Source organism: Okeania sp. SIO3I5, assembly GCF_010672085.1.
Taxonomy (GTDB): Bacteria; Cyanobacteriota; Cyanobacteriia; order Cyanobacteriales; family Microcoleaceae; genus Trichodesmium.
This window is the reverse complement of record NZ_JAAHHT010000046.1, coordinates 1-20,577: the sequence shown is the minus strand read 5'-3', so window position 1 is coordinate 20,577 and position 20,577 is coordinate 1. Positions and strand designations below refer to the sequence as shown.

Here is a 20,577-nt window from a genome sequence, read left to right as displayed (position 1 = left end):
GAGGATTGCAATGATTATTGGGGAAGAAAACAAACCCTATCTCCAGAAAGAATTTATGGGACGAAAAGAAAGCATTTTAATTGTCACCAGTATCGCCCCTGGAAATACCGAAAGACAAAAAGCTGCCATTCAAAGCTGGTATGATTTAGGTTTTTCAATAGTGTCATTAAATATCAAATCTGAAGTCCAGCAACTCCAACCCGTCTATGACAATGTTGATTTTCACGTTGTCGAACAGGATGGAAGTGACTTGTATGGAAAACCTTATGTTTATATCAATGATTTGCTAGATTATATTAGGAAATACGGAGCAACAATAGGTGGAATTATTAACTCTGACATACATCTTAGAGTAGATAAGCAATTTTTATCTTTTATATTCGAGGAAACTCAAAATTCTGTAGTATTTGCACCTCGTTTGGGTGTTGAATCCCTAGAAGCAACTGAAGGGAACTTTTACCCGTATGGGTTTGATGCTTTCTTTTTTGATAAAAAGCTCTTAAAAGATTTTCCACGGGCAGAATTCTGTCTAGGAGTTCCATACTGGGATTTATGGGTCCCCTTTATTGCCGTTAAAAAAAGCTGGAAACTTAAATATCTCGAAGATCCTGTGGCTGTCCATATCGATCACGCTGAAAATTGGTCTAAAGAAAATTGGTTTAAAGCATGGGTTAGGTTTGCAAAGTTCGATATTCCTACTACTGAAAAATTTACAGAAGATATGTGGAGAGGCGATCGCCAGAATGAATTAGAGACAACTATCGCAACAGAAATAGAACCAAGAATTAGAAAAACTATTGATGACTATGCAGAATTAATTTCGTGCAAACAATGCAAAATCCCCCATGTTATCTACCCTGTCTTCGAGCCACTAACTGATGCTGGATTTAAAGCCCAAATAACTGCTCCAGAAAATTTGGCGGCATCCCCAGGAGAAGGAGTAAAAATTAAAGTTACTGTCAAAAATATTAGCACAGAAATTTGGCGTGCAAGTTACATTAGTCAAATCAAATTGGCTAATTACTGGTTAGATAAGAATGGAGGAAAAACACAATATAGAGCATCAGATTTATCCAAATTATTAAAACCTAGGGAATCTATCGACTTACGCCTAATAGTAACTATGCCAGAAACACCAGGAAATTATCTTTTAGGATTAGATATGCTACAAGAAGGAGTTGCTTGGTTTGAGGAGAAAGGTTCTCAAGCTACAAGAGTAAAGGTTAATGTCAGACCATTAACTGATGCTGGATTCAAAGCACAAATAATTGCTCAAGAAAGTTTAGCAGCATCACCAGGAGAAAAAGTAGAAATTAAAGTTACTGTGAAAAACATTAGTAGGGAAGTTTGGTCGGCAGGTTATATCAGTCAAATTCAACTCGGTAATTGCTGGTTAAATGAAAATGGAGAAAAAATACGATATTATGACGGTAGAACATTTTTACCCCAATTATTAAAACCTACGGAATCTATTGATTTACCCCTAACAATAATTATACCAGAAACACCAGGAAATTATCTTTTAGAATTAGATATGGTACAAGAAGGAGTTGCTTGGTTTCGGGAGAGAGGTTCTCAAATTACAAGAGTAAAAGTTGAAGTGAAGGAAAAGTGGCAATTAAAAACTCCTGTGGCTTTTTTCATTTACAAACGTCCTGATACTACTGAAAAGGTTTTTGAAGCTATTCGTCAAGTTCAACCACCAAAACTTTTGGTAATTGCTGATGGTCCAAAAGCTATCTCTGGAGAAAGTGAGAAGTGTATGAAAACTAGAGCAATTATCGATCAAGTAGATTGGGATTGTGAAGTAATTACTAATTATTCTCGGAAAAATTTAGGTTGCCGTAGGCGAGTTGCTAGCGGTGTAGATTGGGTATTTCAGCAAGTAGAATCAGCAATTATTATAGAAGATGATTGTTTACCCGACCCTACATTTTTTCGCTTTTGCGAAGAGTTATTAGAGCGCTATAAAGATGATGAACGAGTAATGCAAATTTCAGGAACTAATGCACAGTATGGAAATGAACGAACAAAATATAGTTATTTCTTTTCAATTTATAAGCGTGCTTGGGGTTGGGCAAGTTGGCGACGTGCATGGAATCATTATGATGTAAATATGACACAATGGGAAAAGCTGAAAAATACTAACTGGTTGGAATATATTTTAAGAGATAAACAAGCTGTTAAATATTGGTCAAACAATTTTCAATGGACTTATGACGGCCAGATAGATACTTGGGATCATCAATGGCAATTTAATTCTTGGATTCATAATGGGTTGAGTATTATACCGTCTGTTAATTTAGTAACAAATATTGGTTGTAGTCCAGAAGGAACTAACTGTATAGACCCAAATGATATATTGGCAAATCTTCCTAAAGAAAAAATTTCCTTTCCCCTAAAACATCCTAATTTAGTCGAACGCAATATGGAAGCTGATGAGTTTGAAGAAACAACTATTTATAGTGTTCGAGAAACAAAAAGATTGGAAAGAATTAGAGAGATTACGCCTGATTTTGATACTACTATTTTTCCCGTTCAAAAATGCTTTGTGCCAAAATTTATAGATACCGAACTACTAACTGATGCTGGACTTTCAGTTTCTCCTAATAACATTATTGTTACGCATATTGAAGTTAATAACAGACACGGTACAGGGATTTTAATAAAAAGAATGTTTGAGGATAGCTCAAATATTTTTGCTATTCGCTCGCGGAATCAGTATGATGGAAAACAAGACTTTGGTCAAGTTGCTACTGTATGCGAGTGTTACGGAATGTCTCGTTATGCAATTTTTTGTAAGGTTGCAAAGTTATTAGAAGGAATACATCCAGAAAGAGTGTTGTGTATTCCTTACTTTGTGGAGGATTTTTATATTGCGTTAGCAGTTCAAGCACTTTTTGGCATTAAGCTCTGTACATACATAATGGATGACCAAAACATCTACGCTAAAGAAATCTCAGACGAGTTGATGCAAGAAGTCCTCGAAGTTTCTACGTTGCGTTTGGCAATTTCTTCAGAAATGCGGGATGCTTACGAAAATAAGTATGGACTTAAGTTCTGGCTCTTACCAGCCGTAGTTCCTAGCCATCTATTAGTTAAAAGTAGGAAATTAATTAACTCTGACTCTAATTCAACTTTGAAATCCAACACAGGTATTTTAGTCGGAAATATATGGGGTCAAACATGGTTAGATAGGTTACAAGAAACCCTTCGCTATACTCCTGTAACAATTGATTGGTACGTTAATATCAGGAAAACGTGGTTAAAATTTGATGAACAAGAATTAGAAAAAGTCGGTTTGATACCACATGATGTAGTTCCTGAAGAACAATTGGTTAAACTACTGTGTCAATATCCTTTCTCAATTCTGCCTACAGGCATCAATGATGAAAAGGTTGATAGACCAGAAATAGCTAAATTAAGTTTGCCCTCTAAAATCCCATTTATTGCAGCTACTTCGGGGACGCCAATTATAGTTTTAGGTAGCAGAGATACTGTGGCTGCTCGTTTTGTGGAATATTTTGAAATTGGTGTTGTTTGCAATTACAATTCTGATGATTTTTATAAAGCTGTAACTTTGGTTTCTGATGAAAAAAATCAAATGAGAATGAGAGAAAATGGGATGAAGTTGGGAAATTCTCTATCCGCAAAAGGAATGGATAAATGGATTTGGGAATCGTTAGAAGTAGGTAAAGCCTGCGATTTGAGATTTGAAGACTTGATGCCTCGCTGTTAAAACAACTTAGTTCCATCTAATTGTACTAATTTTTAAGTGTAAACGATATGTCCGATCAATATTTAGCCAATCAAAAAAAATTAAAAGAAACAGATATTTTCCTAGCTTCTTATCCGCGATCGGGTAATACATGGATGCGACTGTTGCTAAGTGATGCTCTCTTACAACTGCAAGGCTGTAAAACAACCACGGGAGGCAATATAATTCCTGATATTTACAAAGTTAGTATAAATGAATGGAATAACCACATTAATACAAAGCTAAAATTCAGGACAATAAAAACTCATGAACCATTGTTTTTTGAAAAAACACTAGAGCTAGAAAACCGAGTCTTTTATTTTTTCAGAAAACCTGCTGACTGTTTATGTTCATACTATTACTATTCATTAAGGTATCAGAAAAGCCAAGAAAATGATAAAGAATTAGATGAATTTTGTTTGGGTAATTTAGAACAGTGGTGTTGTCATGTCAACACCTACATCAGTTACAAGCAAAAAAATCCTGAAAGCATCATTTTTTTATCTTACGAAAAACTTAGTTATAATCCCGTGAAAATTCTGAACTATGTTATAGAACTTTTGGGGTGGGAAAACTACCAATTAGTTTGTCAAAAATCTGTTAAAAATCAGGAATTTAAGAAGCTAAAAAGTCTGTCACAAGAAGAAAAACCTGAGAAAATGGGGTTTTGGGAAGAGCATGGTTATCAAGATTTTTTTAGAAAAGGTAAGGTTGACAGTTCTCAGGAAGAATTGTCTTCTGAGACACTTCGGATAATTGAAGAAACAGCAATGCCGATATATAAAAAAGCAAGTTCCTTTGAGCCTATTTTTCCTTTTGAGTTTTCTGGGGAAATTTTTGAAAAGCAGTTACAAAAGCAGATTGAAAAGAGACGAGATAATTTAGATAAATTCCCAAAGAATTTCGCGGCAGCTAGACGCTATTATCGCTTAGGCAAACTAGAAAAGGCTATTACTAGCTACCGCCAAGCAATTAAACTAAATCCTAACTCAGCTTGGGCTTATCATAACTTAGGGGAAACTTTATCTAAACTGCAAAAATGGGATGAGGCGATCGCTGCTTACCAAGAGGCAATCAAGTTAAATCCTAAGTCTGCCTCTTTTTATTACAATTTGGCAGAGGCTTTTCTGCAGCAAGGTAACTTGGATGAAGCGATCGCTCACTACTCCAAAGCCATTGAAATTAAACCTAGTTTTTCTATTGGCCACAATAGCTTAGGTGAAGTTTTGGCCAAACAAGGCAAGTTGGTGGAGGCTATTGGATGTTTCCGCAAGGCAGTTGCATTAAATTCAAACTATTTTAGGGCTTGTAGGAACTTAGCAGAGCTTTTGGCGGAAAAAGGGTAGTTAGAAGAAACAGTTGGCTTTTACCAGGAGGCTTTTAAAGTAAATCCGGCGCTAGGAGGTTTATTTTCTTACCCGTGGTCAACACACAAAACAACTGTATCGTCCTCAATAACATTATAAAAAAGGTCTTTGTGGTATGCTTACTGAATGTTTTGACCAGAGAATCTGGCAAACTTAGACTTTATTAAAAAATTTTTTCTTTGGATAAAATTTATGGTAATAACTAACTCTCTCAAGACTGCCAATAAATTATTAAAAGCAGGTAAATTAGACTCTGCCTACAAAGAGTATCAAAGGCTCATAGAGCTAAGACCCGACTTTGCCTGGAATTACTATTATCTAGGCCAATTGTTCATTCAAGAAGACAAATGGTCTGATGCCATAGCCCAATACCGACAAGCTATTAAGCTTAATCCTAATTCTGCCAATTTGCACAATAGTTTAGCCGAAGCATTAATCAAGCAAGGAGAACTAGATGAGGCGATTACTTCTTCAGAAAAGGCTATTTCTCTACAATCAGATTGGGCAATTTATCATCAAACTTTAGCTTTAGCTTATGAAGGTAAATCGAATTTTGGGCAGGCATTAATAACTTGGCAAAAAGTCCTTTCTTTTAATCCGAATCACTTGAAGGCAACTCAAAAAATCTCTTGGTTGCAAACAAATATTGCCAAAAATTATCTTAAGAGTGGGAATAACTTACATAAGCAAGGAAAGATAAAGGAGGGTGTCGAGCTTTTCCAAAAAGCATTAACTCTCAACCCACAACAACCGATGCCAGTCTATCGAACTTGTGGTCATAGTTTGATAAGCTTGGGTAGATTTAGGGAAGCGGAAGAAGTTTTCCAAAAGTTAATAGAACTTTATCCAGAGCTACCAGATGGTTATCATGGCTATGCAGTAGTAGCTTATCATTTAAAAGATTGGGAACTGCTTTTGGAAAGGTGGGCAAGAGCTGCTAGTCAGTTACCCAATCATCTCTATTTCCTTATCCAAAAAGCCAGTGCTTTAATCAGATTATCTCGGTTTGATGAGGCTCAGGGAGTTTTTCAAGAAATTATTCAACAGTATGCTCACCATGGTGAGGAAAAAAGCCAAGAGGCTGGGGATGTTGTTTCTTTAGCTGAGTTAACAAAGACAATACTATTTAATACAAATTTTTCTCCTGCCCCTATAGCGAAAGATGCTCCTTCGTTACTGCCAAAACTAAAAAAGATGTTAAAAGAATTACTTGGGCAAGCTATGGTTGCGCAAAATGATTGCCTTGAAAGGGATTTGTTAGCAGCATTAGATATCTCTATAAAAGATTCTCAAATCCTTACCCCAAAGTTCCAAAATGAGTATTGGATATATATATTCAAACAGTTCAAAATGGCTACTCAACTACTCGAAAAAGAATCCCAGAGACTAAATAGTACCGATTGGAAAAGGTTTAAAGTGTTTCGTAGGGAAATTCCACTCCCATTGATTGACAAGTTATGTTTTGATAGTTTGTCATCGTCGGCGCGCTATGTCATTGGTGAAGAGGAATGGGTAACAAAATCTCAGGTAGAAGCTACGATGAAATATTTACCCAAGTTAATGGATGAAGAAAAAGAATATTTTGAAAATAGAGGGCAAACAGTAAAATTGCCTTTGCCTAATTTGAGTAGGCAGAAGCAAACTATAGAGATATTTAAGAATTTTATTTGCGAACCTCCTTATGCTTTTTCTGAGGGATATATTCTACCCTGTTCTTACTATAACAATGGAATATCCCAAGAGTTTATTAATAAACTAAACTGTGACAATGCCAACGGTTATGGAATTTCCGATGGTTGGCATTTCTCACAAGGTCTTATTTCCGATCCTAGAGGCTTTTTAGAGGAAATTGCGATCGGTCAAAAAAAACTGGGTAGTTATTACGAGGATGAAGTAGTTTTCGGCGTGCCTAACATTTGGGGGATTTGGGGAGCGCATCAGAACTACGGTCATTTACTGTTCGACCAAATTTCTAGCTTGATTCTTTACCAAAAGCTGAATTTATCCTGCAAAATATTTGTTCCCCATATTACGGATGACCACTGGGAAATCTTTAGTCATTTGAACATACCAAAAGAGAAAATTTTGGTAAAGCAAGAGCAGAAGTTTAAATACTTGGTAATTAGTAGGTATCAACACGGCGTTGAGATCATCGATTTTTACAGAAAACTAAGAGAATCAATTGTTGCCAAGCGTGGGGGGATACCTTCAGAATATCGCGTTCGCTATGTGTATATTTCCAGAAGGTATGCCAAGCTGAGAAGGATGGCTAACGAAGTAGAGGTAGAGGAGTTAATGGAAAGTTTGGGATTTACGATTGTTTATGGCGAAAGGTTGAGTTTTGAAGAGAAAGCAATGTTGATGCACCATACTTCCGTTTTAGTTAGTCCGTGGGGTTCAGGTATTCAAGCTTGTGCTATTATGTGTAATCCTAATACTCGTGTTATCACCATATTTCCTCCTAATCCTCATTCAAATACGAGAAATAGGATGCCAAATGTTTATGATGGTTTAATCTGGGTTTTAGGAAAGCATCATGCGTACAATTTGCTAGGAGAGCAAGTGGCTGATAGTTGGAGAATGAATATAGAAAAATTGAAGACAGTAGTCACCAAAATACTTGGGGAAAGTTAAAAAATTAAATTGGTACTTTTCAAACATCCAAGTAATTCAATTTTTTTCTGCTTCAATAGTTTTTCCTAAACGTTCTTCTAAGCTTTGAACACATTTCCAGCTCATTCTTGTCAAAGCTTGGATATCAGCCTGAGAAAACATAATTTCACCTTCACGCAAAGGCAAGGCACCAAACTTTAACTCAGTCTTGGCATTAGTAAGCGCCTTTGCCATTTCAATAAACTCACGCAGAGAAATAGCTTGACCAGTACCTAACTCGTACTGTTGATAACCTGGAATGTCTCTAGATAGTTTATCTATTAACAAAGCATAAGCAGAAACCACATCATCAACATGAACAAAGTCTCGTTTTTGCTCCCCAGAAGTTAGTTCTATCTCTGGTACATTATTCAACAATTGCTTAATCAAGTATGGAATTAACTTATAGTCGTAATCACCAGCACCAAAAGGGTGTTCTATGCTAACATTTGCAAAAGCAATTTTGCTATTTAAGGCAAATTGTTCCCCCCAGTTCCGAAAATGCTGTTTAGACATAGAGTAACTATATGCCCCTGAATAAGGTGATTGTCCCTTACTAACATAAGTATCTGTATTGAAAAAAATACCAGTACCAAACTTTACCATCGCTTTCATTAACTCCATAGGAAATGCGATGTTAGTTTCAAACATTTTGCTGAGATTCTTTTGGTCTCTGCTGTAAAATGTAGCTAGGTGAATTATTGCATCAATTTTGCCTAAATCTTGAAACGGCTGCTCTATTCCACAGAGGTCGATATCATAGCAGACTAAACTTGGCAGAATATCATTAATCCTTTTTGTGTCAGAAAAGCTCCTCTTCAAAACAACAACTTGATAATCATCTGCAACTAGGCGTTTGACTAGATGACTGCCAATAAAACCCGTTGCACCTGTAACTAAAACTGTTTGCTTTGTCATCTATATTTTATCCACTTATAAGCAACTTATTTTTGATAAACAAAAGGACTTTCAAATTCAGAAAAAGCCAAAAAATCGCGATCGCGCCCTGAGAGAATAGGATTAGTAATAGGCCACGAAATCCCTACAGAATCCCATCGTATCCCAGTATCGTGATTTGGGGCATAAACTGTAGAAAGGTTATAAACCATAATAGCCTTCTCGCTAGTCACGCAAAACCCATGAGCAAAACCAGGTGGTATATAAGCTGCATAAGCGTTTTCCTGACTTAACTCAAATGTTTCGTACTTTCCGTAAGTAGGCGAAGCTACCCGCAAATCAACTACAACATCAATAACTTGACCAAAAAGACAATAAACTAACTTAGTATGGTCATGGGGTGGTAGTTGGAAATGCAAACCTCTTAAAACATTTTGATTAGAAATAGAATAGTATTCCTCAACAAAATTTGTTTCTAATTTGTAGTCGGCAAATATTTCTTGGTGGAAAGTTTTGACAAAACTACCTCTCTCATCTCGAAATACTTTAGGTTGGATAAGATAGCAACCAGAAAGCTTTGTTTCAATTAATTTCATTTTCCTTACCCTTCCTTAAAACCATAACAAAACTCCCGAATCGTCAAAACAACATAATCCAACATTTCCTCACTCAACCCTGGATAAACCCCAATCCAAAAACAATTTTGCATCACCGCATCCGTATTCTCCAACTCTCCCACAACCCGATAATTCAAACCTTTGTACAGCGGTTGTCGCAGCAAATTACCACCAAACAACAACCTCGTACCAATCCGTTTTTCCTCCAAGTGAGTAACAAGCTCACGACGAGAAAAAGGTGCGGCTTCCCTAACTGCCAAAAGAAACCCAAACCAACTCGGTTCCGAATTAGGAGTAGCTTCCGGCAACACCAAAAACTCCTGTAAATCCTTCAATTTTTCATACAGAAACCGAAAATTATCGCGACGTTTAGCCACAAACCCCGACAACTTATCCAACTGAGCGCAACCAACAGCAGCTTGCATATCAGTCATCTTCAGATTGTAACCCACATGAGAATAAATATATTTGTGGTCGTAACCAAAAGGCAAATCTCCCAACTGCCACTCAAACCGCTTACCACAGGTATTATCAACCCCAGGAGGACACCAACAGTCACGACCCCAGTCTCGAAAAGACTCCACTATTTTCTTCAAGCGACTATCCCTAGTTAATACCGCCCCCCCTTCTCCCATGGTTATATGATGAGCGGGATAAAAACTAGCAGTAGCTAAATGACCAAAAGAACCCGTTTTTTGACCCTCATAAACGCTACCCACCGCATCGCAGTTATCCTCAATCACCCATAAATCATGCTTCCGAGCAAATTCCATCACCCCAGTCAAATCAAAAGGATTTCCCAAAGTGTGAGCTATCATAATTGCCCTAGTGCGAGGAGATAGAGCAGCTTCTAACTGGGAAGTATCAATATCATAAGTAGGCAACCTAACATCTAAAAACACAGGCACCAACTGATTTTGAAAAATCGGATTAACCGTCGTCGGAAAACCAGCAGCAACCGTAATCACTTCATCCCCTGGTTTAAGTCGCTTATCTCCCAATTTTGGGGAAGTCAAAGCACTAAGTGCTAATAAATTTGCCGAGGAACCAGAATTAACTAACAGACAATGCTTAACCCCCATCCACTCGGCAAACTTTTGTTCAAATTCCTTAGCATAACTACCAGTAGTTAACCAAAAATCCAGGGAAGAATCCACCAATTTTTGCAACTCGTCAGCATCAAATACTTTACCCGAAACAGGAATATATGTTTTGCCAGGAATAAATTCCCTCTCCTGAAACTTGTACTGGTAGTATTCCAAAACTGCATCCAAAACCCTTTGGCGCAAGTCTATTTCTGTTAATTGGGGGCTTGATATTGTCATAAAATTATCCCTAAGCTAACTTTAAAAAATCCTCATACCATTGAATCGTCTCTTCTAAACCTTTTTCCAAAGTATATTCTGGATGCCAGTTTAGCAATTTACGAGCCTTTTCTGCAGATAAATATTGATGTTTAATCTCATTAGTTGCCTGATTTAAAATAACAGGTTCTAAATCAGTTTTATTCATTAACACCAAGATTTTACGCACCAATTCTAAAACCGTAATTTGTAACTCATTACTAAAATTAAAACCCTCCCCTAAAATTTCTTTTCTATCCATTTGTTCCGCCAAATGCAAATAAGCCAAAACCCCATCTTTAACATAAAAATAATCCCGGATGTAACTACCATCGCTGCGGATAGTCACAGGTTTATCCCGCAAAGCAGACCTAATAGTATCCGGCACAATCCGATTAAAATTCAAATCTCCCCCACCATAAAAATTACCACATCGGGTAATACAGACAGGCAACCCATAAGAAACATAATAAGTACGACTAATTAAATCCGCGCAACTTTTAGATACATCGTAGGGATGTTCCCCCTGTAACGGGGTAGTTTCATTGTAGGGCAAAACCTCCTGGTCTCCATAAGCTTTATCGCTGGAGGCAATCACAATGCGACTCACACCCCCCACGCGACGACAAGCTTCCAATACATTCCAAGTTCCCTTAATATTAGCCTCAAAAGTCCCCAAAGGATTTTTATTCGCCACTCCTACGATAGTTTGGGCCGCCAGATGAAAAACCGTATCTACTTCATATTCAGCGATCGCCCTCTCAATAACGTCCAAATCCTCAACACCACCTCGGACAATATTAATTTTATCCGCCCAATCATCAGTATAAAGGCGAGATTTCGGCACCAAGTCCCGCACCAAACCAGTCACTTTGGCCCCCCGCTCCACCAACTCAGCCACCATCCAACTACCCAGTAAACCAGTACAACCTGTCATAAAGACAGAGCGATCGCCCCAAAAACCATTTACCAGCATATTCTACTCCCAAATTCTCCAAGGCGCTTGACCCAACTTCCACATCTTATTCAACTGCTGATACTCCTTAAAAGTATCCATAGCGTAAAAGAAACCAGAATGATAATAACTCATTAATTGACCTTCTGTCGCCAACCTTTCTAGTGGGTCTCTTTCCAGAATACAATTATCCCCCGATAAATAATCAAAAACCCGACGGTCAAAAACAAAGAAACCAGCGCTCACCATTTTGTCATCTTTAATCTTCTCCCCAAACTTTAAAACCCTAGCTTCCTTGTCAATATCCAAAACCCCGTAACGAGAAAGGGGTTGTACCGTAGTCACCGTAGCCAATTTTCCATGACTCTTGTGAAACTCCACCAAATCCTTAATATTAACATCCGCCAGACCATCTCCATAACTCACCATAAATAAATCTTCATCTATATATTGTTTAACTTTAGCCACTCGCCCCCCCGTCATAGTTTCCAAACCAGTATTGACGAGAGTCACGCGAAAGTCTTGCTCTTTATGGAGGTTATGATAAGCAATTTCGTGGGAACGACCTAAATTAATCGTAAAGTCATTATTCATGGCCTCATAATTAAGAAAATACTCCTTAATCAAATTGCCCTTATAACCCAGACAAACAATAAAATCCAAAAAACCATAATGGGCATAAAGCTTCATTATGTGCCAAATAATCGGATGTCCTCCCACTTCCACTAATGGTTTAGGACGATATTCAGTTTCCTCTCTCAAGCGGGTGCCAATACCACCCGCTAGAATAACTACTTTCATTTTTATTTTTTTCTAAAATCCCAGGGGTTGCAGTTTTGAAAGATTACCACAACAGACGCACCAAAAACCCACTTGCTCCCAAAACATAAAAAAAGGGATATTGGCCTCATCCAACCTCCCCGCTTTCTTCAACCTATTAGCCTGCTTCAACAACTGTCCAGCACTCATACCCTCATTACCCATAAAAACTCAAACATAAATCTATTCAAAAATATTATTTTACCCCAAAAATTCCCCTTTCATCTCAGCCAAAGAAACTCGCTTACCAGTTTTAAACTCCTCCCTTGCACGCTCTATAATCTCTATAAACTCAGAATTTTCGCTTAAAGAAAAAGACTCTAAATCAATATCTTGCACGGAAACAACAGCAGCGACTACTCGACCATTTAAAGTTAAAATCACCCTTGGGAATAGCAGCATAGTCTTTAAATTCCATTATTTTTAATTTACTAAAATTTGAAAATGCTATATGATAGAAATTTAATATAAAAAAGTTAGCTCTATACATGACTAAAAAAGAGGAAAACCGCCATTTCAGTTATCAGTTATCAGTTATCAGTTATCAGTACCAACCACTGAATTTTGGGATTTACTAATTTCATCGAGGAAAAATAAAAATGAGCGAAACATGGATAATTTTTATAGCCGAACCAGAGCAACCTGGATGGGAAAATCGCAAACTACCAATGGGTGGCTTAACAGACATTTTAGATGAACAGTGGGACTACACCAGCACAGGGGCAAAACCTAAAATAGGCAATCGCCTCAGACAATTTTTGCAAGTAGAAGAATTCATCGACCCCAAATTCCCTGGAAGTTCCACCCACGTTAGAGAAGGAGCTAATTGCTAGTGTTAATATCCCTGGCAATTTCTTGCAATAGAAGACAACTTGATGGGGCTAGACTGCATATTTTTATAACCGTAGTTTATAATGAGGGTTGGAGGTGATGTCCTTTGTATTCAATTAAGCTAGAACTAAAGCTCAATAATAAAGAGCGGTCATTGATGGCTAAGTGTGCGGGTTATGCCCGCTTTGTGTATAATTATGGCCTTAATATGGTCAATGGAACCAAGCACATGACCAAAGTAAATCAGCGTGGTAAAGAGGTTAATTTTAGTTATAGCCAGCGCATAAATGAAGCCAAGAAAGTCTTTACTAATTATGTAAAGAACCAGCCAGAATATGCCTGGACAAATAACTATTCTTCTCGTATTTATCAGAGTGCTTTTAAACATTTAGGTGAAGCATTTAAACGATCTAAAGAAGGGACTAGCAAATACCCTCGATTTAAGCGTAAAAAAGACAAGCAATCTTTTACTGTTTATGATGGCAATGGAAAAGCCACGGTTCAAGCTGGCCACAAAATTAAAATACCAACATTAGGGACTTTTCGGTTATGCGAGCAAGTACCATTAACGACAGCAAGTCAGACTTTTACTATTAGTAGAACAGGAGAAAAATGGTTTGTTAGCTTTAGTATTGAAGCTGAACAATTACCGGTTCATCCATTATTAGATGAACGTCCCCAAGAGTTTAGGGGTATTGATGTTGGTATTAAACAGTTTGCTACAATAGGGTCATCAGAAGAAAACAGCACTATTGCTATTCCTGAATCAATCAAATTTAAACAGTTAAAGCAGGCTAAGTTTCAATGGCGCAATCGCAAGAAGCAACTAGCTGGTAAAGGCAAAACACCTTCAAAAAATGCGATTAAATACTACAAAAAACTTGCCAAGTACCATGCTCGTATTGCTAACATACGTAAAGATTTTATCGAGAAAATTACTACTGAATTAGCAAGTAAATATAAGCACATTTGTTTAGAAAATCTAAACGTCAAAGGGATGATGCAAAATGGTAAGTTAGCAGCATCTATAGCAAGGCTTGGATTTTATGAATTTAGACAACAATTGACAACCAAAATTGTTGCCAACGGCGGAACTGTTGTATTAGCTGAACTGTGGTTTCCATCATCTAAAACTTGCCATAATTGCGGTCATATTCATAAAGAATTAACGTTAAGCGACCGCACTTTTAACTGTCCTCATTGTGGAACGACCATAGACCGCGATTTGAATGCAGCGATTGTGCTATCTCAGTATGGGGAAGTGAATCAATTTACTAGGGTGGGCTGCACCCGAATTTACGCCTGTGAACTGGTAGGGGCCGACTCCCCAGGTTGAAGCAGGAAGCAAGCCGCAAAACTGACATTACCAGGTTTGTCCTGTTTTTGCCGGAATTGTGTAGGTATTGTACAGCAGACTGGGTAATCACCAGACTAGAAGAGTACCTTCCTAATGGGGACGATAGCTCGAAAAAAGCAATAATCCTGTGTTATTGTCGCTTCGATCCCGTTATTTCCCCCTTAGAACCATTATCAAGAGTCAGCCAGGAGGTAGAGAGTGTGGGAGGTGTAGGGAAATAAAGATTCTCAATCAATATCTTGCTCAGATAGAGCAATTATCTTTGGAAAAATTAGATATTTTAGGTGAAAAAATTTTTGATTTAGCAACAATAGCAGACTTAGAAAACTGGTTAACTAATCAATAAGAAAATAACTAAACAAGGGGAACGATGTATCACTTCATCCAACCTCCCTTCTCTCTTCAACCTATTAGCCTGCTTCCATAACTTGCCAGCACTCATACCCTCATTACCCATAAAAACTCAAATATAAATCTATTCAAAAATATCATTTTATCCCAAAAATTCCCCTTCAGCAAGATATATAACCATGAACATGAAATTTATCAGCCCTAAAACCGACTTTGCCTTTAAAAAAATCTTTGGTTCTATTCACAGTCAAAATATTCTCATTAGCTTTCTCAATGCCATAGTTTATAACAATCAAAATATTATTCAATCTCTGAAAATAATTAACCCCTATAACCCTGGAGTTACTAACACGGCAAAAACAATTTATTTTGATGTCAAAGCAGTTTTAGATAATGGTTCTACCGTGGTCATTGAAATGCAAATATTGAACGTAGAAGATTTGGAAAAACGAGTAATTTATAACTTAGCTAAAGCTTATGGAAATCAATTAGATCGTAATGTTTGGCAAGGTTATATGATGTTGCAACCTTTTATAGCTTTAACCATCGCCGACTTTGTTTTATTTAAGGGTCTTGATAAAATGATTACTAAATTCAGATTTAAAGAAGAAACAGAGTTGTTTAATTATCAAGATGAATTAACATTAATGTTTGTAGAATTACCCAAATTTACAAAAGAATTGTCAGCTTTAGAAACCCTGAGTGATAAATGGATATATTTTCTTAAATCGGCACCAAATTTAGAAGTAATACCAGAATCATTGGAATCAGTATCAGAAATAGAAGCAGCATTAAAGATAGCGAATAGGGCAAATTTAAGCAATGCAGAATTAGAGGAATTAGAGCAAGAGGAAAAGTCGATTAGAGATAAGAAAGGGCAAATTAGTTTCGCGATAAATCAAGGAATAGAAATTGGACGGGAACAAGTAGTTAAACAAATCTTGCGTCAAATTCGTCGCCTGTTTGGAGAAATACCTCCAGAAGTTCAGACTCAAATAGAGGAGTTATCTCTGGAAAAACTAGATATTTTAGGTGAAGAAATTTTTGATTTAGCAACAATAGCAGACTTAGAAAACTGGTTAACTAATCAATAAGAAAATAACTAAACAAGGGGAACGATGTATCACTTCATCCAACCTCCCTTCTCTCTTCAACTTATTAGCCTGCTTCAAGAACTGGCCAGCACTCATACCCTCATTACCCATAAAAACTCAAATATAAATCTATTCAAAAATAGTATTTTACCCCAAAAATTCCCCTTTCATCTCAGCCAAAGAAACACGCTTACCAGTTTTAAACTCCTCCCTTGCACGCTCTATAATCTCTATAAACTCAGAATTTTCGCTTAAAGAAAAAGACTCTAAATCAATATCTTGCACCGAAACAACAGCAGCGACTACTCGACGATTTAAAGTTAAAATCACCGTTTTTTCACTAAAATCTTTCGTATAATCTGCCAAAGGTTGAGAAGCAGTAGAAAGTTCAATAGTTTTAATCATGCTGAATAAAAGTTCTTTACCAAAGAAAGTCAAAAGTAAGAAAAAAAAGGTAACAAATTTCCCTTTTCCAACTGATAACTGAAAATTACTGTCCGACTTGAAATATTTGTTCTGCAGTCAAATTTAGTTCAGAAAAAGTAGGGGAACCCAACACATCTTTACCTGTAAATAAATTTAGTATATATTCATCTTCAACTAAATGATAAACCGAAATAGTTGGTTGTTTTGGGGAGCCAATATAGCGCCTTCCTCCTAACCCTAAATAATCAACTATCCAATACTCGTTTATGCCTAATTTTTCATATTCTCCCAACTTCATTAAATAATCATCTTGCCAATTTGTACTTACTACTTCTATGGCTAATTTAATACTTGTACCTTTAGTAATAGTCGATCGCTTTTTCCACAGTGGTTCGTTAACCTCCCCCCTTTGAAAGGGGGGTTGGGGGGGATTTTCCGCTTTAATAGCATTAGAATCTAATACCATTACATCAGGAATATAAGCTGATTGCTCCGAATCTATGGCTTTAATTAGTCCCTGTCTAGGAATAAAAAATGGCAAGTTCAGACGTTCAATGTAAACTGATAGTTTTGATGCTAGAAAACCAGCTACTTGTTCGTCAGTTCCAGTAGGTTGCACTTTAATAATCTCCCCATTATGTAATTCAAACCGACCATAACCATCAGGATACCAGTCCCAAAACTCTTCTAAAGTTATTAACTTAATCTCCTGTTTTTCTTCTGAAATAAGCATCTTAATACTCCTTTTGATAATGGATAATTAATAATTAATAAATTAATAATTGATAATTACCTTATTCAGTTTCTTCTTTAAGACGGGTGCCAATACCACCCGCTAGAATAACTACTTTCATATACTCAAGATTTTCAATGAGTTGAATAAATTAAGACTCAAATGGTTGTAGTGATTAGCTACTCATTACTCCGTACTCAACTTAGCCGTCGCCCCCCCATCAACAACCAAACTCTGACCAGTCATAAAAGCCGATCGCTCCCCATCAGCCAAAAAATAAATGGCCTCAGCAATCTCCCCAGGCTGGCCAACCCTACCCATAACGTGCTTAGTTCCCAACTGTTCCACCAACTCAGCCACACCCTCCCCCTGCAAATGTCCGCGACTCAAACCAGCATACAACATAGTCGTCTCCACCGCACCAGGCAAAACCGCATTAACCCGAATCTGCTCCCTGGCCAACTCAATAGCCAAGGCCCTCGTCAAAGCCAACATCCCTCCCTTACTCGCAGCATAAGCAGCAATATTAGCAGAAGTCGCCACAGCATGAACCGAACTAACATTCACCACCGCACCCCCACCACCCTGCATCAAAGGATAAAGGTAGCGCACCGCCAAATAAACAGAACGTAAATTCACGGCCATCACCCCATCCCACTCCTGGGGAGTAGTTTCCACCAAAGGTTTACAAACTTGGATAGCAGCATTATTCACCAAGGCATCAACCCTGGCCACCTCTCCTGTCAACTTCTGGGCTATCTCCTCCCAGGCAGAAACGTCCCCTACATCAGCTTGAAAAAACCTATCTATTTCCACCGTAGGATCGGGCATATTGCCTTTATCGACACCTACCACATACCAACCTTCCCGGTGAAATAATTGGGCAGTTGCCTTGCCAATACCGCCCAAAACTCCTGTAATTAAAACTACTAATTTAGTCATTCAATTTAGTTTTCCTTAAATGGATTCATAATTTCCAGAGTACCTGGTATCAGTAGTCCATCTTGCATATCTTTGGAATAAAGAGTAGTAATTCGAGCCTCTAAGGCACTGGCTATTATTAAACTATCCCAAAATGAAAAGCTGTATTGCTGTCGCAACCTAGAAGCATTTTTAACAACTAACAAATCAACTGATACTATTTGATAACGACTCTCAAAAGACTCAATTAAATTAAATATTTCTTCCTCATTAAAACCCACCTTTCGCTTCAGAATCGAACAAACTTCATTAATCACCTGGCTGCTAATCACAATCCCTTCCACATCAGTAATACTATTAGCAACTATTCTTTTTCTAGCATCTTCTTCTGGGTCTTGATATTGCCCACTTAGAAAACAATAAAGCCAGATATTAGAATCAATAAAAACCAGTTTATTTGTATTATTCATCCAGAGCGATCGTGCAGTTCTTCCCTATTTAACTTCAGCCAATTTCTAACTCTCATAGGATTAGCTTTTAACTGATCAATAAAATCTTGCTGATGTGGAATATTTTTGAGGGACTTATCTTCCTCCCTGTCACTTTCATCATTTGGAATCAGAGTTACTAGCACCTGGGTTCCTTCTACTAACTCTGATGGATCTAGCAATTCGATTTTGCCTTGTTTAACTGTACCCCAAAACGTCTTTAACATCTCTATTTTAATAAAGTTCAAATTAAATTATTTTTACTTATCCCAGCTTACCGAAATAATTAATAATTAGACAATTAAATAATTAGATAATTCAGGTTTAAAGCCTCCCCTTGGATAGGGGAAGAAAATAAATCTTTTCCTTTGAGTCAATCCTCTCCGTAAAAGGGAGAGGTAATTATCCATTATCCATTATCCATTAATGAACGCCCCTCCTCAAATTTGTCCAACTCTGACTTGATAAACCAGCCAATTTCTCACCTAAATGCCGACTGGTTTCGGCCTCTTCCTCAAACTCAACTTCTGTATAGTCAATAACAGCAAAACCTTGTTCGTTAATCAGACGATAGAACTCAAGCGCGATCGCATCCTAAAATTTCCGAACCAACCCCAGATGAAATTTTTCCTTCCTGATAGAGTTTACCCAAAGTCAAAACCATTAACTGAATTCAGAATTTAGAATTTAGAATTCAGAATGCCAGATTTGATAGGCTAAAAATTTTGACACTCACAACAGTTTCCGGCAATTATTTGACGTTTAAAGTTTGAAACTATTTGTGACATCCTTAAAGTGAATTGGTAACTGAATTTAGAATTTAGAATGCCAGATTTGATAGGCTAAAAATTTTGACACTCACAACAGTTTCCGGCAATTATTTGACGTTTAAAGTTTGAAACTATTTGTGACATTCTTAAAGTGAATTGGTAACTGAATTTAGAATTTAGAATGCCAGATTTGATAGGCTAAAAACTTTGACACTCACAACAGTTTCAGGCAATTATATCATGTCCGGTTGAATAGTTATAAATAAAAATGGAGGAGTCAGGAGTCAGGAGTCAGGAGAAATGAGGGAAGAGGAGGGAATTTTAAGCTATAAAGAAGAGAAAGTTTTTTATCACTAATTATCCGGACATGATATTACAAGCTTCTATAACTCCTGACTTCTGTTATATTTCCCTCGAAATAAATGACTATGTTCGGGATTATAAAGACCAGAACGCCCTACTTTTTCGACCTTCTCCAAAGCAGGACTAATCACATAAAGCGTTGTTCTAACTAACTGTTTCTCCTCAGTCACCACAGCCATTTTTTCCAAAGGTACAACCCAAATTTCTTCATCAGGCCATCCCAACCGATAACATATCGCCACAGGTATCTGAGCAGAATAATGTTCCATCAACTTTTCTTGTGCTTCCCACACATGACGAGCGCTCAAATACAAACATAAACTTGCTCTATGAGCTGCTAAACTACTTAACTCTTCTTCTGAAGGAACCCCCGTTGCTTTCCCACTAATTCTCGTTAAAATAATGGTCTGTACCAACCCAGGTACAGTCAATTCCACTTTTAACTTAGCTGCTGCATCCTGAAATGCACTAATTCCCGGCACAATTTCAAAATCAATTCCCGCCTCAGCCAAAAGTTGCATTTGCTCATAAACCGCCCCATACAAACTAGGATCTCCAGAATGAAGGCGCACCACAGAAAGACCTTTTCTCACTCGCTCAATCATTACAGGTAAGATTTCTTCTAAAGTTTTATTAGCTGTTCCAATAACCTCAGCATCAGGACGCACATTCCGTAACATTTGCTTGGGTATCAAAGAATCTGCATATAAAATTACATCTGCTGTAGCTAAGATTTTGTCAGCTTTCACCGTTAATAAGTCTGGGTCTCCAGGACCTGCTCCTACAATGTAGACTGCTGCTCTGAGACTTTCAATTTTGTTCATTAAACCTCTTGT

20 protein-coding genes are annotated in these 20,577 nt (G+C 37.4%); 8 read left to right on the top strand and 12 right to left on the bottom strand.

Going from position 1 to position 20,577, the window contains the following annotated elements; genetic code table 11:
• Positions 1-10: 10 nt before the first annotated feature.
• From F6K40_RS13435 to F6K40_RS13425, 3 genes are all read left to right on the top strand, one after another.
• Positions 11-3,739, top strand: a complete 3,729-nt coding sequence (locus F6K40_RS13435; RefSeq protein WP_293136591.1) for a hypothetical protein — start codon at positions 11-13, stop codon at positions 3,737-3,739.
• A 47-nt stretch (positions 3,740-3,786) separates the two neighbouring features.
• Positions 3,787-5,103, top strand: a complete 1,317-nt coding sequence (locus tag F6K40_RS13430) for a tetratricopeptide repeat protein (protein ID WP_293136589.1) — start codon at positions 3,787-3,789, stop codon at positions 5,101-5,103.
• A gap of 213 nt (positions 5,104-5,316) precedes the next feature.
• The gene (locus F6K40_RS13425) at positions 5,317-7,758 is read left to right on the top strand and encodes a tetratricopeptide repeat protein (RefSeq protein WP_293136587.1); all 2,442 of its coding nucleotides are present in this window, start codon (positions 5,317-5,319) and stop codon (positions 7,756-7,758) included.
• A 36-nt stretch (positions 7,759-7,794) separates the two neighbouring features.
• Here the strand turns inward: F6K40_RS13425 and F6K40_RS13420 are convergent, their stop codons facing one another.
• The 6 genes from F6K40_RS13420 to F6K40_RS13395 all read right to left on the bottom strand — a co-directional run bounded on the left by F6K40_RS13420 (position 7,795) and on the right by F6K40_RS13395 (position 12,809).
• Positions 7,795-8,694: an NAD-dependent epimerase/dehydratase family protein gene (locus tag F6K40_RS13420; RefSeq protein ID WP_293136585.1), complete on the bottom strand. Its 900-nt coding sequence runs from the start codon at positions 8,692-8,694 to the stop codon at positions 7,795-7,797.
• A gap of 26 nt (positions 8,695-8,720) precedes the next feature.
• Positions 8,721-9,269, bottom strand: a complete 549-nt coding sequence (rfbC, locus tag F6K40_RS13415) for a dTDP-4-dehydrorhamnose 3,5-epimerase (protein ID WP_293136583.1) — start codon at positions 9,267-9,269, stop codon at positions 8,721-8,723.
• Between the two features lie 5 nt (positions 9,270-9,274).
• A complete protein-coding gene (gene rfbH, locus F6K40_RS13410; protein ID WP_293136581.1) occupies positions 9,275-10,615 on the bottom strand; it encodes a lipopolysaccharide biosynthesis protein RfbH in 1,341 nt (446 codons plus the stop codon).
• 10 nt (positions 10,616-10,625) lie between these two features.
• Complete coding sequence (locus F6K40_RS13405; protein WP_293136579.1) at positions 10,626-11,609, bottom strand: GDP-mannose 4,6-dehydratase; 984 nt, start codon at positions 11,607-11,609, stop codon at positions 10,626-10,628.
• A 3-nt stretch (positions 11,610-11,612) separates the two neighbouring features.
• On the bottom strand, positions 11,613-12,389 hold the full coding sequence (rfbF, locus tag F6K40_RS13400; RefSeq protein ID WP_293136577.1) for a glucose-1-phosphate cytidylyltransferase: 777 nt from the start codon (positions 12,387-12,389) through the stop codon (positions 11,613-11,615).
• A 219-nt stretch (positions 12,390-12,608) separates the two neighbouring features.
• On the bottom strand, positions 12,609-12,809 hold the full coding sequence (locus F6K40_RS13395; protein ID WP_293136575.1) for a hypothetical protein: 201 nt from the start codon (positions 12,807-12,809) through the stop codon (positions 12,609-12,611).
• A 197-nt stretch (positions 12,810-13,006) separates the two neighbouring features.
• Here F6K40_RS13395 and F6K40_RS13390 point away from each other — a divergent pair, with 197 nt between their 5' ends.
• From F6K40_RS13390 to F6K40_RS13370, 5 genes are all read left to right on the top strand, one after another.
• The gene (locus tag F6K40_RS13390; RefSeq protein WP_293136573.1) at positions 13,007-13,240 is read left to right on the top strand and encodes a hypothetical protein; all 234 of its coding nucleotides are present in this window, start codon (positions 13,007-13,009) and stop codon (positions 13,238-13,240) included.
• Positions 13,241-13,344: 104 nt separating this feature from the next.
• Positions 13,345-14,574, top strand: a complete 1,230-nt coding sequence (locus F6K40_RS13385) for an RNA-guided endonuclease InsQ/TnpB family protein (protein ID WP_293136571.1) — start codon at positions 13,345-13,347, stop codon at positions 14,572-14,574.
• Between the two features lie 47 nt (positions 14,575-14,621).
• Positions 14,622-14,816 (top strand): hypothetical protein, encoded by a 195-nt coding sequence (locus tag F6K40_RS13380; RefSeq protein ID WP_293136627.1) that lies wholly within the window; start codon positions 14,622-14,624, stop codon positions 14,814-14,816.
• The gene (locus F6K40_RS13375) at positions 14,723-14,941 is read left to right on the top strand and encodes a DUF4351 domain-containing protein (RefSeq protein ID WP_293136569.1); all 219 of its coding nucleotides are present in this window, start codon (positions 14,723-14,725) and stop codon (positions 14,939-14,941) included. Before F6K40_RS13380 ends, F6K40_RS13375 begins: the two co-directional genes overlap by 94 nt.
• Positions 14,942-15,131: 190 nt before the next feature.
• Positions 15,132-16,040: an Rpn family recombination-promoting nuclease/putative transposase gene (locus tag F6K40_RS13370; protein WP_293136625.1), complete on the top strand. Its 909-nt coding sequence runs from the start codon at positions 15,132-15,134 to the stop codon at positions 16,038-16,040.
• A 147-nt stretch (positions 16,041-16,187) separates the two neighbouring features.
• Here F6K40_RS13370 and F6K40_RS13365 read toward each other — a convergent pair whose 3' ends face one another.
• The 6 genes from F6K40_RS13365 to cobM all read right to left on the bottom strand — a co-directional run bounded on the left by F6K40_RS13365 (position 16,188) and on the right by cobM (position 20,565).
• Positions 16,188-16,445, bottom strand: a complete 258-nt coding sequence (locus tag F6K40_RS13365; RefSeq protein ID WP_293136567.1) for a hypothetical protein — start codon at positions 16,443-16,445, stop codon at positions 16,188-16,190.
• An 85-nt stretch (positions 16,446-16,530) separates the two neighbouring features.
• Positions 16,531-17,199, bottom strand: a complete 669-nt coding sequence (locus F6K40_RS13360) for a Uma2 family endonuclease (protein WP_293136565.1) — start codon at positions 17,197-17,199, stop codon at positions 16,531-16,533.
• A gap of 186 nt (positions 17,200-17,385) precedes the next feature.
• On the bottom strand, positions 17,386-18,141 hold the full coding sequence (locus F6K40_RS13355; RefSeq protein WP_293136563.1) for an SDR family NAD(P)-dependent oxidoreductase: 756 nt from the start codon (positions 18,139-18,141) through the stop codon (positions 17,386-17,388).
• Positions 18,142-18,146: 5 nt separating this feature from the next.
• Positions 18,147-18,590, bottom strand: coding sequence for a PIN domain-containing protein (locus F6K40_RS13350; RefSeq protein WP_293136561.1), 444 nt, complete (start codon positions 18,588-18,590; stop codon positions 18,147-18,149).
• Positions 18,587-18,835: a hypothetical protein gene (locus tag F6K40_RS13345; RefSeq protein ID WP_293136559.1), complete on the bottom strand. Its 249-nt coding sequence runs from the start codon at positions 18,833-18,835 to the stop codon at positions 18,587-18,589. The genes F6K40_RS13350 and F6K40_RS13345 overlap by 4 nt, the downstream gene beginning before the upstream one ends.
• Before the next feature lie 926 nt (positions 18,836-19,761).
• Positions 19,762-20,565, bottom strand: coding sequence for a precorrin-4 C(11)-methyltransferase (cobM, locus tag F6K40_RS13340; protein ID WP_293136623.1), 804 nt, complete (start codon positions 20,563-20,565; stop codon positions 19,762-19,764).
• Positions 20,566-20,577: the final 12 nt, after the last annotated feature.

Coding starts and splice junctions, on each gene's coding strand:
- F6K40_RS13365 (WP_293136567.1), bottom strand. CDS start 16,445: ATGATTAAAACTATTGAACTTTCTACTGCTTCTCAACCTTTGGCAGAT.
- F6K40_RS13370 (WP_293136625.1), top strand. CDS start 15,132: ATGAAATTTATCAGCCCTAAAACCGACTTTGCCTTTAAAAAAATCTTT.
- F6K40_RS13420 (WP_293136585.1), bottom strand. CDS start 8,694: ATGACAAAGCAAACAGTTTTAGTTACAGGTGCAACGGGTTTTATTGGC.
- F6K40_RS13355 (WP_293136563.1), bottom strand. CDS start 18,141: ATGACTAAATTAGTAGTTTTAATTACAGGAGTTTTGGGCGGTATTGGC.
- F6K40_RS13345 (WP_293136559.1), bottom strand. CDS start 18,835: ATGTTAAAGACGTTTTGGGGTACAGTTAAACAAGGCAAAATCGAATTG.
- F6K40_RS13435 (WP_293136591.1), top strand. CDS start 11: ATGATTATTGGGGAAGAAAACAAACCCTATCTCCAGAAAGAATTTATG.
- F6K40_RS13395 (WP_293136575.1), bottom strand. CDS start 12,809: ATGCTGCTATTCCCAAGGGTGATTTTAACTTTAAATGGTCGAGTAGTC.
- F6K40_RS13425 (WP_293136587.1), top strand. CDS start 5,317: ATGGTAATAACTAACTCTCTCAAGACTGCCAATAAATTATTAAAAGCA.
- F6K40_RS13390 (WP_293136573.1), top strand. CDS start 13,007: ATGAGCGAAACATGGATAATTTTTATAGCCGAACCAGAGCAACCTGGA.
- cobM (WP_293136623.1), bottom strand. CDS start 20,565: ATGAACAAAATTGAAAGTCTCAGAGCAGCAGTCTACATTGTAGGAGCA.
- rfbF (WP_293136577.1), bottom strand. CDS start 12,389: ATGAAAGTAGTTATTCTAGCGGGTGGTATTGGCACCCGCTTGAGAGAG.
- F6K40_RS13430 (WP_293136589.1), top strand. CDS start 3,787: ATGTCCGATCAATATTTAGCCAATCAAAAAAAATTAAAAGAAACAGAT.
- rfbC (WP_293136583.1), bottom strand. CDS start 9,269: ATGAAATTAATTGAAACAAAGCTTTCTGGTTGCTATCTTATCCAACCT.
- F6K40_RS13360 (WP_293136565.1), bottom strand. CDS start 17,199: ATGCTTATTTCAGAAGAAAAACAGGAGATTAAGTTAATAACTTTAGAA.
- rfbH (WP_293136581.1), bottom strand. CDS start 10,615: ATGACAATATCAAGCCCCCAATTAACAGAAATAGACTTGCGCCAAAGG.
- F6K40_RS13350 (WP_293136561.1), bottom strand. CDS start 18,590: ATGAATAATACAAATAAACTGGTTTTTATTGATTCTAATATCTGGCTT.
- F6K40_RS13405 (WP_293136579.1), bottom strand. CDS start 11,609: ATGCTGGTAAATGGTTTTTGGGGCGATCGCTCTGTCTTTATGACAGGT.